General features: G+C 62.6%; 16 protein-coding genes and 1 tRNA gene. 7 read left to right on the forward strand and 10 right to left on the reverse strand.

The window, feature by feature from the left end; genetic code table 11:
* Positions 1 to 176 precede the first annotated feature (176 nt).
* From ABIR17_RS09065 to ABIR17_RS09085, 5 genes are all read right to left on the reverse strand, one after another.
* Complete coding sequence (locus tag ABIR17_RS09065; RefSeq protein WP_348004057.1) at positions 177 to 1637, reverse strand: glycosylase; 1461 nt, start codon at positions 1635 to 1637, stop codon at positions 177 to 179.
* Positions 1634 to 2683: a glycosyltransferase gene (locus tag ABIR17_RS09070; RefSeq protein ID WP_348004058.1), complete on the reverse strand. Its 1050-nt coding sequence runs from the start codon at positions 2681 to 2683 to the stop codon at positions 1634 to 1636. Before ABIR17_RS09070 ends, ABIR17_RS09065 begins: the two co-directional genes overlap by 4 nt.
* Positions 2680 to 3813, reverse strand: coding sequence for a glycosyltransferase (locus ABIR17_RS09075; protein ID WP_348004059.1), 1134 nt, complete (start codon positions 3811 to 3813; stop codon positions 2680 to 2682). Before ABIR17_RS09075 ends, ABIR17_RS09070 begins: the two co-directional genes overlap by 4 nt.
* Before the next feature lie 903 nt (positions 3814 to 4716).
* Positions 4717 to 5223: a hypothetical protein gene (locus ABIR17_RS09080; protein WP_348004060.1), complete on the reverse strand. Its 507-nt coding sequence runs from the start codon at positions 5221 to 5223 to the stop codon at positions 4717 to 4719.
* A gap of 9 nt (positions 5224 to 5232) precedes the next feature.
* The gene (locus tag ABIR17_RS09085; protein ID WP_348004299.1) at positions 5233 to 6747 is read right to left on the reverse strand and encodes a glycoside hydrolase domain-containing protein; all 1515 of its coding nucleotides are present in this window, start codon (positions 6745 to 6747) and stop codon (positions 5233 to 5235) included.
* Between ABIR17_RS09085 and ABIR17_RS09090 the strand changes: the two genes are divergently transcribed.
* A complete protein-coding gene (locus ABIR17_RS09090) occupies positions 6725 to 6985 on the forward strand; it encodes a hypothetical protein (RefSeq protein ID WP_348004314.1) in 261 nt (86 codons plus the stop codon). The two genes, ABIR17_RS09085 and ABIR17_RS09090, sit on opposite strands and share 23 nt — an antisense overlap.
* 10 nt (positions 6986 to 6995) lie before the next feature.
* Here the strand turns inward: ABIR17_RS09090 and ABIR17_RS09095 are convergent, their stop codons facing one another.
* Genes ABIR17_RS09095 through ABIR17_RS09105 form a run of 3 tightly spaced genes read right to left on the reverse strand, consistent with a single transcriptional unit; the run spans position 6996 to position 8960 of the window.
* Positions 6996 to 7706 (reverse strand): hypothetical protein, encoded by a 711-nt coding sequence (locus ABIR17_RS09095; protein WP_348004061.1) that lies wholly within the window; start codon positions 7704 to 7706, stop codon positions 6996 to 6998.
* Positions 7707 to 7708: 2 nt separating this feature from the next.
* The gene (locus ABIR17_RS09100) at positions 7709 to 8776 is read right to left on the reverse strand and encodes a hypothetical protein (protein WP_348004062.1); all 1068 of its coding nucleotides are present in this window, start codon (positions 8774 to 8776) and stop codon (positions 7709 to 7711) included.
* Entirely contained in the window at positions 8760 to 8960 is a 201-nt protein-coding gene (locus tag ABIR17_RS09105; RefSeq protein ID WP_348004063.1) for a twin-arginine translocase TatA/TatE family subunit, read from the reverse strand. The genes ABIR17_RS09100 and ABIR17_RS09105 overlap by 17 nt, the downstream gene beginning before the upstream one ends.
* Positions 8961 to 9551: 591 nt before the next feature.
* Here ABIR17_RS09105 and ABIR17_RS09110 point away from each other — a divergent pair.
* The 5 genes from ABIR17_RS09110 to ABIR17_RS09130 all read left to right on the forward strand — a co-directional run bounded on the left by ABIR17_RS09110 (position 9552) and on the right by ABIR17_RS09130 (position 12385).
* Positions 9552 to 9800 (forward strand): helix-turn-helix transcriptional regulator, encoded by a 249-nt coding sequence (locus ABIR17_RS09110; RefSeq protein WP_348004300.1) that lies wholly within the window; start codon positions 9552 to 9554, stop codon positions 9798 to 9800.
* Positions 9801 to 10003: 203 nt separating this feature from the next.
* Positions 10004 to 10546: a hypothetical protein gene (locus ABIR17_RS09115; protein ID WP_348004064.1), complete on the forward strand. Its 543-nt coding sequence runs from the start codon at positions 10004 to 10006 to the stop codon at positions 10544 to 10546.
* Positions 10534 to 11016 (forward strand): hypothetical protein, encoded by a 483-nt coding sequence (locus ABIR17_RS09120; protein WP_348004065.1) that lies wholly within the window; start codon positions 10534 to 10536, stop codon positions 11014 to 11016. Before ABIR17_RS09115 ends, ABIR17_RS09120 begins: the two co-directional genes overlap by 13 nt.
* A gap of 419 nt (positions 11017 to 11435) precedes the next feature.
* On the forward strand, positions 11436 to 11891 hold the full coding sequence (locus ABIR17_RS09125; RefSeq protein WP_348004066.1) for a hypothetical protein: 456 nt from the start codon (positions 11436 to 11438) through the stop codon (positions 11889 to 11891).
* On the forward strand, positions 11888 to 12385 hold the full coding sequence (locus tag ABIR17_RS09130; protein WP_348004067.1) for an RNA polymerase sigma factor: 498 nt from the start codon (positions 11888 to 11890) through the stop codon (positions 12383 to 12385). Before ABIR17_RS09125 ends, ABIR17_RS09130 begins: the two co-directional genes overlap by 4 nt.
* Before the next feature lie 134 nt (positions 12386 to 12519).
* Here the strand turns inward: ABIR17_RS09130 and ABIR17_RS09135 are convergent.
* A tRNA-Ala gene (locus tag ABIR17_RS09135) sits at positions 12520 to 12592 on the reverse strand.
* A gap of 98 nt (positions 12593 to 12690) precedes the next feature.
* On the opposite strand from ABIR17_RS09135, the gene ABIR17_RS09140 reads away from it, so the two are divergent.
* Positions 12691 to 13251 carry an antibiotic biosynthesis monooxygenase gene (locus tag ABIR17_RS09140; protein WP_348004068.1) on the forward strand — a complete coding sequence of 187 codons (561 nt, stop codon included), beginning with the start codon at positions 12691 to 12693 and terminating at the stop codon, positions 13249 to 13251.
* Here the strand turns inward: ABIR17_RS09140 and rsfS are convergent.
* Complete coding sequence (gene rsfS / locus ABIR17_RS09145; protein ID WP_348004069.1) at positions 13248 to 13619, reverse strand: ribosome silencing factor; 372 nt, start codon at positions 13617 to 13619, stop codon at positions 13248 to 13250. The two genes, ABIR17_RS09140 and rsfS, sit on opposite strands and share 4 nt — an antisense overlap.
* Positions 13620 to 13621: the final 2 nt, after the last annotated feature.

Genomic DNA, 13621 nt, shown 5'->3' on the forward strand with positions numbered 1-13621 from the left:
GTAAGGTTCCGGCCTCCGTCGGAAATGAGGTCTCTGGCAGCTGCTGGGGATGTATCGCTCAGCGGCATGGCGGGTACCGCGAGCGATCAGGGCTCTCGGTACCCGCCTCTGCTTTGTCAGGCGACTCTGTCAGGCGACAACCTCGAGGCGACCACCCCGAGATCAGCCCGACGGCGTCAGCCCGTCGGCGCCATCGCGTCGAGCAAGTCGTCCAGCACGACCGACACCACCCGGATGTGATCGTCGCCGACGCCGTGCGGAATCCACAGGATGCCGTCGTGCACCAGGCCGCCGCAGGAGTAGACGACGTTGGGCACGTAGCCGTTCTGCTCCGCGCCCCGTGGTTGGAGAAGCGAACTCTCGAGCTGCGCCACCACTCGGGACGGGTCGTCGAGGTCGAGCAAGATCGCGCCCAGGCCGTAGCGTCGCATCGGCCCGACTCCGTGCGTGAGCACCAGCCAGCCGCGATCGGTCTCGATCGGCACACCGCAGTTGCCGGTCTGCACAACTTCCCAGAGCATCCGGGGGCTTTGCACGAGCACTTCGTCGCCCCAGTCGAGACCGTCGCGCGAGCGAGCGAGGAGGTTGCTCTCGCCGTCGCTGCGGGTGAGTGCGTACAGCCAGCCGTTGATCCGCCGCGGGAAGAAGGCCATCCCCTTCGTGCGAGCCGGGTCACCCGTCATGCGATGCACCGTGAAGGTTTCGAAATCGTCGGTGAGGAGCAGGCGGGATGCGATGGATCGCCCGTCGTAAGCCGTATAACTCGCGCGGTACTCGACCTCGCCCTGGTCTCCGACGAATCGCACGAAACGCGCGTCCTCGACCCCGTGGCGTTCCTCGTCTGCCGCGGGGAGCAGCACGCGTTGCGACAGGTCGCTGCCCGCAGGAAAGGCGGCGTCGTAGGCCGAGCGACCAATGAGTCGCACCGCTTCGACTTTCGCCCGGGAATCGAAGTGCGTGAGGAATTCGTTGGGCAAGCGAAGGATGACCGCCTCGATATCGGAACTCTTGAAACGGTCGCCTACTCCTTGCAGAACGACCCGGGCGATCTCGGTGAGCTGACCGTGATGCTCAAGCGCGCGGCGGAAATGATCCGCCTCCCACTCCCCTTCGGAGACCACGGCCCGCACGAGAGGCAGAGCCCGCTCGCCGAAGGTCCAGGTGCGATCGGCGGCGATGACCGCAGTGCCGAACGAGATCGTCGAGACGTGGCCCTCGCCGATCGAACGCATCGAGACGGCCACGCGCAGTGCGCCGGGGGCGAGACCTGATTGATCGGGATGCGGGACGGCGCTCGGGTTGCACAGGGCCGCGCCCTCGATCGAGTGCTCGGCGCTGAACGACGCTCCGAGGACGACCCCGAGATCAGCATCCAGATCGGCTACGCCGGGATGCACCTTCATCGCGTTTGCGACGAGGGTGTCACGCAGGTCGACGTGGCGTTCGCCGAAATCGGTGAGGATGCGCTCCGCGGCCGGCCCGATCTCCTCAGTAGGGATCGCGAGAACGCGGTCAAGCACCTGGAGGGTGCGCGACGATCCGCCCGGCGTGCTCTCACCGGGAGCGAACAGTTCGACGACGACGCGGGCCGGGTCGTGACGGAGCTCGACTCCGGCATCCCGAACCTCGAGAGTCATGCTTGGTCCAACAGGCCGAGCGAGCGGGCACGCTGCAGGGTGCTCAGCGCGGCGATCGTGGATTCGGCGCCGCGGTTCTCGTTGCGGCCCGTCGGAGTCAGCCCGTCATATCCCGCGCCCGAGGCCGCGTCGTACATCGGGATGTCGCTGTCGTTGGCCCCGAGGAACCAGTTCCACGCGAGATCGACGCCGTGAAGCCACTGAACGTCGCCGGTCGCCTCGAAGGCACGTGCGCAGGCATCCGCGAGCGCAGCCGTTTCGATCGGCTGCTGGTCCCAGAGCGGACCGGTGTCACGCGAGCCGCGACCCGCGGATCCGGTGACCGAGAGTCGGCCTCGGGGGCCGGTCTCGAGTTCGAGGAGGAACGCCAGCATCTCCAGACCACGCTTCAGCGTCCCCCGGAGACCGAGCACCTGCCCCCCGATGATCAGGGCCTCGCACAGGGTGGCATTCGCGTAACGCAAGCGGCTCTCCGGCCAGGGCCACTCGACGCCCGGCGCGATCGGCACGTTAGCGAGCGAGTCCTCCAGCAGCATGCGGGCGCCGTCGGCATCCGGCCTGGCCTTGAGTAGTTCGGCGGCACCGATCGCCGCGAACGCTGACGCGCGCACGTCAGGCGAGCGTTGAGCGGCAGCCCGCAGGAAGGCGTAGGTCGCGCGAGTGCGGTGGAAGGGATCGGTCGCGTGTGCGGCTGTGAATCCGAGAGCGCCGACGGCGCGACCCCACCAATCGCCGATACTTGGGGCGTCGGTCCAGGCCCCGCCGTGCGCCATCCGGTTGTGCACGAGACCCTCGGGGCTGATCGCATCTTCGAGGAACGACAGGTAGATCTCCGTGAGATGCAGCACTGTCGCCGAAGAGCCGCCCTCGCGCACCATCACGACGAGCGCACGCGCCACGTCATCGACGCAGTAGCCCTCGCCCACCATCGGAGCGTCGAGGCGAGCGTGCTCGAACAAACCCCACGGCGTGGTCATCGCGGCGAGATGTTCGAACGACGGGGCGCCCGCGGGCGAGAGAACGGATGCCGTCTGAGTGGTACTCATGCGGCACGTACTCCCTCGAACTTCGCCGCGAGCGCTCGAAATGCGGAGCCGACCTCGCTCCACGGTGTTGCGGGTGCGTCGGCGAGCGCGGCTTCGGCCAGGTCGGCCCCGACCCCGCTGCGGTCGAGGACACGTTGCAGGGCCGCCGCGATCTGTTCCGGGTTCTCGTGATCGACGAGGATGCCCCCGCCGTGACCGAGCAGTTCGATCGAGTGTGGGAACCGGGTCGCGACAACAGGTTTGCCCGCTGCGATCGCCTCGACGAGAACACCGGATGTCGTCTGAGCACGGGTGTCATACGGGAGGAGGACGACATCCGATGCCGCCACAATCGCGGCGAGCTGCGCGGCGGACTGGTAGCCGTCGTCGAACTCGACGTTGTCGGAGATGCCCAGCTCGGCGGCGAGGTCAATGAGCGACTGGCGATAGGTATCACCCTGCTCGGCCAGGACCTTCGGATGCGTCTGACCGACGATGCGGTAGAGCGGTGCCGGTGTCATCGCGCGGAGCCGGGCGAACGCTCGGATCCCCCACTCGATGCCCTTACCGGGCCCGAGGAGTCCCCAGGTGAGTACCGTCGGACGCCGCGAGGGGTCGGAGACGCTGGACGGCGACCACTCGGGAACGCCGTGGGCGATGACACTGACCTTCGACATGGCGATCTGGTAGTGACGCTCAAGCAGATCGTGGGCGGTTCGCGTCATGACCACGACCGATGAAGCGAGTTCCGCGATGCGTTCGAGCAACCATCGCTGGTGGGCGGAGGGCTGCTCGAGCACGGTGTGGAACACCACGATGCAGGGGGCGGTGATCCGATCCAGCACGTCGAGGATCTCGTCCCCGTCCCGTCCGCCGTAGATGCCGTACTCGTGTTGGACGATCGCGACATCGCAGGCGTTGAGCGCCGCCGCTGCCGCGATGCGGCTGTTCAAGCTGCCGGGGTGGAGGTCGTCGACGACGACCGTGTGTGCACCGAGTACTGGCGGGCCGGTCGGCACGAGGTCATCGACTCGCACGACGCGGGCGTCTGGGTCGCAGGGGCGAGGCACCGCCGAGGCGAGCGAGTCGGTGAAGCTGGCGAGCCCGCAGCGCGTGGGCGGGTACGTACTGAGAAATCCGTAAACGGTCATCGTGTGCGTTCCGATCCTGAGGCGATCCCGCGAGGGGCTGGTCGCTCTCGAGTTGTCGGCTGAGCGGGACCTCCCGTGGGATCCCGTCGTTGCAACCCGGTTGGCCGACGCCCGAAAACACCGAACGCGTGTGGCCTGTAATGGGACAGTAGCCGCCGAGGGTGTGAATCGGCTGGCCGTTGACTGGCGCAGAAGTTGTCTGTATGGTCCGGCGCCGCCGGAACGGCGATTTGGTGGATTGTCGCCGAAACAGCGATTTGGTGGTTCGCGGCCCGAAGGGCCGGTTTGGTGGTCCTTCGCGAGGAGCTTCCGAACCTAAGCTCAGCCGCGGTCAATGCATGGCACTGGTTGAAGGACAACCCGGTCGGGTCGTGGACGGACTCAAAACTCAGGCCCGTACTCCTAACTCTGGCCGTCATCGCCGCCTTGGTGATCTTGTACCTTGCCATCTCAACGAGATGGCCCGCTCCCTTCGGGCCGGGCCTAAGTTGTGAAGTCAGTTCTCATCAGGAAACGACTGTTGGTGGTGGCGACCCTGGTATCTACGACAACTCCTCCGACTCAGATTGCAGCCCAGCAGCCATCCCGATAGGTGCGATGTGGGTAGTTTTCGCCCTGTTCAGCCTTCTAATGCTTCCGGAAATCGGAACGCTTCTCCCGGGGCTTCGGGTTGAGACACCCCTCGGGAAGGCACTACTGAGTAGCCCCGACTTCTACGAAGCGCTAGACGAAGCGGATCAAGAGTCCACTGCCGAAGTCGCAGACTACGAAGACATGGCGAAAGCAGTCGGCCCGAACCCGGTCCAGCGCGCGAGGCGACGTAAGTCAAAGGCCGCACAGATGTAAGCCGTCGACTAGAGGAGTCGAAGCGACCGCCTGATCGGTGGATCGCTCAGCGACGCCTTAGCTAAACGGATTCGCAACCACAAGAGCGGGCACCCACCCAATGACGGCGATTCCTGCAGACACCAACACGCGAGCGGGCGTCTTCTTCTTCGCAGTTATCGGGACCACGGCTAGCGGGCCAGCAAGGGTCAGAACTAGAGACAAGCTGCGGATTCGCACTCCAGCAGCATTTCGGCCGCATGCCGACCAGGCTGCTTCCATCGCCGCGCTCTGCTCGTGAACGCCAAAAGTCGCCACGAGAAACCCGATCAAGCTGACGGTGACGACCCCCAGAGTGATGAAGAGCGCTCCTTCGAGCGCATCGATCGGGGTCGGCAAGAGCAGAGCACCAACGAGTACCGTCAGCAGACTGAGACCCATTCCGATGAATAAGTCGGAGTTCGGGCTTCCCGGGCTGACGCAGTTCGCGGTCTGCGTCACTTGCAAGAACCCAAACGCCGTCGCGACCACACCCATCGGGATCACGAAGAGAGCGACGAGCACAACCCTCAGCCCCCGCACCATGCTGTGAGTTTAGTCCCCAGTAGTCCAAGCCATCGCAGCGTATACGGCATCCGCAAATCCATTAGCAAAGTCATCGATCTCGGTCGCGAGAACACCGGCCGGGGGATCCGGAACCGTGGGCGTTGGCGCGGCAGAGTCCGTGACAAGACCCGGCTTTCGATTTGCCGTCATGAGAAGCCTGACAGGCCAGCTCGCAGGCGGGCCATTGCTAAGCAGAGCCGTGGCCGCGCTCACCATTGTCGCGCGCGACCCGAATCGATCGGCGACGAACGTAGTCGCTAAGTAGCCTGGATTGTCTTCTACCCCAACGTAGATGCGACGAAGAGCTTCGTCGAGAGTCAGCGCAGAGGGACCGTTGCAGACTCGGGCGCAGATGTCGGCTGCCATGTCTGCTTGAAGGTCCCTACGTCCGAAGTGTGCAGAGCCCGCCCCAATGTACGCAGCCATCCATGTGCGGACGGAGTAGTTCCATGTCCCTCCCGCATTAATCCTTGCCTCCTCGTAGTCATTCCAGGCAGTCGCCAAATCCAAGCCCCAACTCCCGTACTCGCCGATCCCTGGCGACGTGTCGCCCGTCGTCGGAGAGCCCCACGTCATAAGGCTCAGCGTCGACACAGCGAAATGCGCAGTGTCTCCAATTCTTGAATCCACGGGGGAAAGATACTCGGCCGTACCGTAGAGGTTGTCAAAATTGATGGTCATGGAAATCCATGAGCTCAATAGCGAACCGGCCAGGCCTATAGGCGGGTCGGCTGTGACAACGGTCCAAGCGAGTCCCGTCGGATTCTCAGCGGGGTTCTGCCCGGGCATCAGCCAGTAGGCGGGCTTTCGAATCCTGCTGAGCGCGGCATAGTTCCGGTCACCGGTGGTCCACTGATTCAGGCTGTCGGCACGTTCTGCAAGCATCGCGAGCGCAGCCCACTTCCACCAACCAGACTCGTCATATTGATTGGTTCCCCCGGACACTATCCGCGGCGTACGCGCAACGTTGCCGGAGCCCAACGACGGCGAACTTGAAGTCTTCGCGTCCCGGTCAATCGCTATCGATCCTGATCCAGACCCGATGGTCACCGTTTGGATTTGGTCATAGGCCCAGTTCGCAGGCTTTGGAAATCCGAGGTTGCCACTCCATCCAGTAGACATCGCGGCGATGTAGGAGCTCACCGCGAATCCCGCTGCACTAACACGGGAACACACGTTACGCGTGCCGTAGACGCCGACCTGATACGAAGGGTTCATTGAGTACCCGACGGCCTGCTTGACACCATCGAAGAACGGTAGGACCGCTGCGGTGATGTCGTCGTCGGTCGCATCGAAGTCCACCGCGAAGTAGATCGTCGTACCGCTAGCAAGTCCAAGTTGGCGAGCTCGCCTTATCGCGATCTCGCCTTGTCGCTTGCCCTCCGACAGCGTGAACAGCGACAGCGCGTTGTTGCTTTCTTGCATGATTGGGAAAACACGCAGGCCCGCCGCGAACATTGTGCCTAGTTCGTCGGGTTGGATGCGCTTGCTCGAGACCGTCAAGTACCGCCCGACGGTGAGGTATCCACCGTTCGCGAGAGTTGTCGCCTTCGACGCTGTGATCGGCGTCGCCGTGTCTGCGGCCGAAACGGCCCGGTTGGGATCTCCGGTGCTGACCAATAGCGCGGCCCACGTCTGGAAGTTCGCAGCACCTGTAGCCGACAATCCCGAGAAAGACTGGAATGCCGTGGTCTGCGAAGCAGTGGTCGAATCGAAGGTTCCGCTGAGAGGCACAACGTAGCCATTGAAGATCAGAGCCGCTTGAAAGAGACGCACGAGTTTCCGCGTGGAATCCGTCGCACCAAGTCCGAAGTTGCCGTAGGTCTGAAGGCCGGACTGGGTACCGGGCCAAAGTTGCCGTTCGCCACGCCATCCGCCATGCCGAGCTCGTACTGGATCGCAAGCATCAACCCCTTCTGTACATCTCGGGAGTAGATCCCGTCACAAGGGATGATGAAGAAGTCAGCGCGCCCGTAGTAGGTGCCGTTGAGCCATCGCTGCGCCGTCGTGGAATCACTCGATCCGCTCGGCCGGGTCGTGTAAGAGTCCATGTTCAGGAGACTCTTGAACGCCTTCGGCGGCAGCGCCGCGATATAGCCGAGCCCCATACTTTGCCTCAGTTGAGGGAGCGAGTCGTTCAATTCAGTGGAAAGCGACCAATCGCCGAATTGGTACCCTCCCACGTATCCCTTGCACCACATGCCGCCCTGCATGATTCCGAGCACATTGGCATTGGTTGTAGATGAGGAGACGCTACCGATCTGCGAAGTTAGGTAGGAAAGGGTTGTAGGCCCGAACGAGTCAGAGAGGGCGGTGATCCCTAGCTCGTGCTGCAAACAGCGGGTCAACGCGTTGACCGTCGTCCATCCGGTTTGACCGTCCACGTCGAGGTGAGGGATTCCACTCACCGTTGAGTAGTGGCTATTGATCCAAGTCTGCGTGGCAGCGACCATCACATCCATGTTCAGTCTCCCGTCGTTACAGCGTTACCAGTTGGCGTTCGGTCGGCAACGCTGTAGCGCCCGGTCGCCCTTTGAAATGAACGGCTTTCCTGGCTCCACGAGAGATTCACGGCTGCCGGCGAAAGATCGCCGATACCAGGCTTCGAGTCAAAAATCGTCGAATCGATACCTAGGGTGATCGACTCCCCCTCGGCGAGCGGCGGCAGATCTACGACAAGCGCGATCCCCGTCGCGTCAAGGTCTACGACAGCCGATAGGGCAGTCGGCTCACTTTCGCCAAGTGCTGCAGACGCGATCGAAAACCCGCTGACCTTTCGTGCGTCGGCGCTTGCCAACAGTTGAGCTCCCTGCGGAATTGGATTCGGGCCGACGCTCACGATCAAGCATGAGATTGGCCTGCGATACCCTCCGTCGATTTCCAGGGACGAAAAGCTCGGATACAACTCGACACCCCACGCGCTGACGTCACCCTGGGAGTACGGGTTCGACGAGCTGAAGAGTGCTTGAGCCGAGTTCACAACACCTGTGAGGCTAACGGTGAACGGCTCAGCGTCATCGAACAGATCGTTTGGGTAGGGATTCAGCGTGATGAAACCGATCGCCAGAGACATCTCGGCAACACGAGTCTTGGGGATCTCGAACCGCGCCGCAGCTGAAACCTGCCGGTCGCTCGTGAGCGAAATCGTTAATGGAACAGTCTGTTGCCAGCCGTCACCCTGCAGGGTCACGCTGCCGTCCAACTCAACCAGCCGGCGGTCACCAGTTAGCGTCAGATTTGCAGTGCGCCCCCATTTGGACGGCCACAAGACGTTGAAGGAAGTTGGTACATCCAAATCCAATTGATGCGATCCACTGGCATCTAACCAACTAATCTTTCGCAACGACTCGGGCGAAAGAAGGCCATTCTTGGCAGCAACGCTGGAAGTCGCGGGCATCACATCTGCGCTCGCGGGCGAGCCCTGCGCAAGCACCGCAACTGTCGCCGCGCCGGCAGCGCCGATGACAAATGCGCGTCGAGAGGTACCGCGGGAAGCCAGATCTGGGCTCCCGCCGCTACTTGGCTTGTTCATCGCTGTCGCCTTCCTGATCGCGCACTTCATTTCGAAGGATACGAAGGGAGCTACCGAGGCTCTTGGCGAGGGCTGGCAGCCGCGTGGCACCAAAAAGGAGCACGAGGACGCCGACGATGATCAGAAGGTGCGGCCAGCCGAATGCACTCGAAAACACGGGATACCCCAACTGCGCGCCGTGCATAGATGACAACGTTCGCGCGCTTCTCAACGTAAACAGCCCGCGCCGTAGGGTCGCTATCCACCTTTAGACGTAGGCCGGAACGCCCGCCACGGGTTTCGCTTCAAGGGGCCGGATCTGAGGGAATTTCGTTATGTCCCCCGTAGCGCGGACAGACGGGTCGCGCGAGACGAGCTAACGTGCCCGTACTGGGATGTGGTTCGTGGACGATTCAGGGAGTCCGCTTGCTGGGCAATGCACAGCTGCGCGTTGGCGTGGCAGAAGATAGGGACGTTATTGGCGCGGGTCTCGTGTCATTTACTCTCAAACGTTGAAGCCGTGCGTGAAGTTTGGCTTGCAAGAACGCCCGATGAGGTACTTCGCGAACTTGTTGTAGGGGAAACCGACGCACTCCTGGTCAGCCTCGATCTGTGCGGTGGCGTAGCTTCGAGCCTGCTGCAGCGGATCCGCCGGCGGCACGGGACGACACGGGTGATTGGCGTGACCTCTGCAACATTCGCGGGCCGAACACACGAACTCCTTTGGGGAATCCTTCCGATTTCAGTGTCGAGGCCCGAATTGGCGCGATCGCTACAGGCAGGCGCGCTCGGGACTATGACGTCATCGCTCCCCGCGGTGCCGTCGATCCTTGACGAACGCGAGGACCTCGGGCTCACAGATCGCGAGCTCGAGGTCCTCGCCCTGATTGCCGAGGGGCAATCGAACGGCTCAATCGCAGGCGCTCTCCTCATTGCAGAAGCGACCGTAAAGAGACACGTGTACCAGCTGATGCGCAAGCTTGAAGTGCGCTCTCGCTCCCAAGCCGTCGCCCTCGCAAGACGTCTTGGTGCCATCGGGCTCTGACCCACCGTTGCCGCGAGAATCGCATCCGATCCCCGGTGCTGCATCACATTCGGTTCACGCGAGTGGCCCGCACGAGCTAGTCCGGACATGAGATGGGCCCCCGCCCACATCAGATGCAACCTTCGGCCCATAGCGCGCGCATTCACACAGGCATTGGATGTCCCCGAGGACCTAGGTTCCTAGACCAACCATGGAGGAAGACAATGAAACGAACTGGCTGGGTAGTGGCCGCGATTGCGGTCGTAGCGGTAAGCGGGGGTGTCGCCGTTACTGCCGCTAACGCAGCAACATTGGGCCACTCCAGAACTTCTGCTTTGGATCTTGTGCCCCCAACGGAGAAGGTCGGCGATTCGCTTCTGTACGACGAGGCGACTGCGCGTGATGCTTGGAAGGCGGTTGTCGACGCGTTCCCCGAGTCGTATCCGAAGGGCTACGCTCCGCCGACAGATCTGCGAACGACATACGAAAAGACTGATGGCGAAAGGCTCTTCTTCGAGGCGTCGCTCATCGACATGATGATCGCTGAGGATTACCGGTGCTCGTGGCTGACCGCTGGCGAGCTGGGAACCGTGGCGCCGGACGAAGTCTCAGCCGCGCTTGCGACCTATTGGTCCCTACCGTCGGTTGCTGAGTTCGACCAGTCGGGCCTCACAATCGAACGCCTTGCTGCAATCGCGAAAGAGCAGGGCTTCAAGTCTTCGAACGAAGCATTGCTGGCGTACGCCTGCAGCGGATGGGAAAACTGATGCACACCTCGACAGCCAACTCGACGCACCGGACGCCGCGAACAAAGATCGCCCTGGCGGCGCTTCTTGTCGCCCTTGCACTGGTCTTCGTCAACGTCACCCCGGCGTACGCGTCCACCGCGGCGATTCACGGGAGTCAGACCAATAACAGCACGGTGTTCTGGGCGACCGCCCGAACTAACTCATTCGCATCCAACCTTACGTCGATCAATCCTTACAATGGGACCAACATCGGGTCTTACCCATTTACAGCAGGTATGCGCAATTCATCGGCAAACGTGTCGAGTTTCGCGAAGACTGCGACCATGCAGAACCTGCCAAACGCCTCATTCTTTCGGTTGATCGTGAGCCAGAGCCAGCATCTGCCGTACGGGATGTTCTGGCTAACTACTTCGTACGGGTTCGGCAGCTGTGGCTGCGACTTCGGGCCAACTTGGAGCGGGACACTGGTGTATAACATCTCGGGCTAGCCGACTGCAACAAGGCAGCCGACCCGAGATCTTCGGGTCGGCTGCCTTGTTACGTCTCACTAGCCCGACAGACGGATTGTCACACCTTCGACCCAGCCGGACACTTAACAAGTGACAGCACGACGGGAGTAGGGAACGACATGCTAGAGGACGAAGCCAACAAGGCAACGAAGGTCTCGAGTCGAGCGGATCTGACCGAGTCCGGCTCTGAAACTTATCGACGTCTAATCAGAGGCGCCCGCAACGCTGCGCGGTCGCGTGCGCGGCGGCGGTTTGTGGCTGGCGCCATCGCACTTCTGGTCACGGCAGGAGCGTCGGTCGCTGCCGCCCCTGCGGTGGCTTCGACGGTTCAACACTTCTTGGCGCTCACCGGTGCGCATTGTGCAGACGGGAGCACGGAGTGTGGCAAAGGTGATGCTGTGGTCGATCTCAATCAACCCGACTTGTCTCCCTATATCGCGAGCCTGTACCCGGAGTACCTGACCTTGCCGCCCGGTCTCACGCGGGACGACCTGATCCTTCAAGTTCAGACCCTCAACCCACCGATGGAAAACGCCACGACTTTCGATATCAACATCGTCGGCACATACGAAGAGATCGTTTACTGCGGCTGGGTCGATGAGTGGAATCGAGCTGAAGCTCAAGGACGGACCGCCGACGTCGCGACCGCCACAGCCGAGATCGTCGGTGCTCTCGACTGGCACGGGCCAATGACTCAGAGCCCGGACGGCATCGCTACACGGCAAGTGTTCGCCACCGCCGCCACCGACACAGATGTGGAAGGCATGCAAGTTGCCGCTCAGTTCCACCATTGTTCGACTGCCGATGGCTCGGCGCCGACCGAGTGGTTTTCTGACCACTACAACCAGCAGTGACCCCGCGCCGAGAAGGCAACGAGGAACGGATCGAAACCGCTCTTCTACCCCTGATGCCTCGCCTGCATTCGTATTTCAACTTTCGAATGCGAGACCCGGGCGATGCTGCCGACGCTCTCGCCGAGACACTTGTCGTGCTTTGGAGGCGGCACCGGGACATCCCTGATGACCCCGCGAAGTTTGATCCGTGGGTGTTTGGGATCGCACGACGAGTCCTCGCGAACGCACGGCGCGGGCGGCGGAGGCACGAAGCTCTCACGGCGGAGCTTCGATCCTGGGCGCCGGCTACCAGCCGCCAACCCACAGTCGATATCGACCTTCGACGCGCCCTCAAGGAACTAAAGGAGCACGACCGGGAACTAGTACTCCTCGTCGGCAGAGATGGCTTCACGCTCGTCGAGGCAGCCCAGATACTGAAGGTGAAACCGGAAGCTGCTCGTGCTCGCTACTCGCGCGCGAGAAGGGCGCTTCGGGAGATCCTCGCCGTCGACTAGCTAAAGTCCCTCGCGAGCGCGAAGAACGACCCCGCCCAGAGAGATCTCTCGGACGGGGTTCGAAGACAGTATCTTTTGGTGGATCGCCGCACCAAGAGCGGGTTGGGTGGACAGTCGCCGGACCGGCGATTGAGTGGATCTGAGGGGATTCGAACCCCTGACCCCCTGCATGCCATGCAGGTGCGCTACCAGCTGCGCCACAGACCCATGTTGTGTTTGCATCGCCCCGCGAACGGGACAACCGGATCAGCTTACAACACCGGTTCGGCCCGACGAATCCGGTCTCGCCGACCAGGATGGATGCCATGACGAACGAGCCGATCACCGTCGCGATCACCCGACACGTCGATCCGGGGCGGGCGAAGGAGGTCGCCGCCTGGGCGCGCGCCGGCGAGGATCTGCTGCGCGCAAGTCCGGGTTTCTTGGGCAACGGTTGGATCCGCCCTGACCCTGACAGTTCCGAGTGGCACATGCTGTTCAGGTTCAAGGATGCCGAGAGCCTCGCCACCTGGGAGAAGTCGCCCGAGCGGGCGTGGTGGGTGGCATCCGCTCAAGGTCTGATCGAGAACCAGACTCAGGAGCGACGCACCGGGATCGAGGGCTGGTTCGATCAGCCGGCGAGCGTGGAAGTCATCCACTCGTCTCCCCCGTCCCCGCCACGCTGGAAGCAGATGGTGGCGATCTTCCTGGTGTTCTACCCGCTGAGTCTCGGCGCGAATCTGCTGCTCGGCGGGTTGATTCCGGGGTGGCCGCTGCCGTTGCGCGTGCTGGTGCTCGTCGTGGTGGTGACGCCCGTGATGACCTACCTGGCGCTGCCCCTGGTCACCCGGGCGCTGAGGCCCTGGCTGCTACGCGGTCGGCGCTAGGCCGTAGCAGGAGTGAGGTCGAGCGGCAGGACGGGGCAGTCCTTCCAGAGGCGCTCGAGCGAGTAGTACATGCGGTCTTCCTCGTGGAAGACGTGCACAATGAGGTCACCGAAGTCGAGCAGAATCCACCGACCCTCGCTGCGGCCTTCGCGACGCAGCGTCTTCACGCCGGACTCGTTGAGCTTGTCTTCGATCTCCGCGGCGATCGCCATGACGTTGCGCTCATTGCGTCCCGTCGCGAGCAAGAAGATGTCGGTCAGCGGCAGGGGGCCCGAGACGTCGAGCGCCACGAGATCTTCTGCCTGTTTTTCGTCGGCCGCGAGAGCTGCGACGCGCAGCAGTTCGCGGGCGCGTTCAGATGCCGCCACGA

The organism is Pseudolysinimonas sp. (assembly GCF_039912695.1).
In the GTDB taxonomy this organism is placed as follows: Bacteria; Actinomycetota; Actinomycetes; order Actinomycetales; family Microbacteriaceae; genus Pseudolysinimonas_A.

Excerpts from the sequence above, each read along its gene's own strand:
- ABIR17_RS09065 (WP_348004057.1), bottom strand. The coding sequence starts at position 1,637 with ATGACTCTCGAGGTTCGGGATGCCGGAGTCGAGCTCCGTCACGACCCG.
- ABIR17_RS09070 (WP_348004058.1), bottom strand. The coding sequence starts at position 2,683 with ATGAGTACCACTCAGACGGCATCCGTTCTCTCGCCCGCGGGCGCCCCG.
- ABIR17_RS09075 (WP_348004059.1), bottom strand. The coding sequence starts at position 3,813 with ATGACCGTTTACGGATTTCTCAGTACGTACCCGCCCACGCGCTGCGGG.
- ABIR17_RS09080 (WP_348004060.1), bottom strand. The coding sequence starts at position 5,223 with ATGGTGCGGGGGCTGAGGGTTGTGCTCGTCGCTCTCTTCGTGATCCCG.
- ABIR17_RS09090 (WP_348004314.1), top strand. The coding sequence starts at position 6,725 with ATGCGCTTGCTCGAGACCGTCAAGTACCGCCCGACGGTGAGGTATCCA.
- ABIR17_RS09095 (WP_348004061.1), bottom strand. The coding sequence starts at position 7,706 with ATGGATGTGATGGTCGCTGCCACGCAGACTTGGATCAATAGCCACTAC.
- ABIR17_RS09100 (WP_348004062.1), bottom strand. The coding sequence starts at position 8,776 with ATGAACAAGCCAAGTAGCGGCGGGAGCCCAGATCTGGCTTCCCGCGGT.
- ABIR17_RS09105 (WP_348004063.1), bottom strand. The coding sequence starts at position 8,960 with ATGCACGGCGCGCAGTTGGGGTATCCCGTGTTTTCGAGTGCATTCGGC.
- ABIR17_RS09110 (WP_348004300.1), top strand. The coding sequence starts at position 9,552 with ATGACGTCATCGCTCCCCGCGGTGCCGTCGATCCTTGACGAACGCGAG.
- ABIR17_RS09115 (WP_348004064.1), top strand. The coding sequence starts at position 10,004 with ATGAAACGAACTGGCTGGGTAGTGGCCGCGATTGCGGTCGTAGCGGTA.
- ABIR17_RS09120 (WP_348004065.1), top strand. The coding sequence starts at position 10,534 with ATGGGAAAACTGATGCACACCTCGACAGCCAACTCGACGCACCGGACG.
- ABIR17_RS09140 (WP_348004068.1), top strand. The coding sequence starts at position 12,691 with ATGACGAACGAGCCGATCACCGTCGCGATCACCCGACACGTCGATCCG.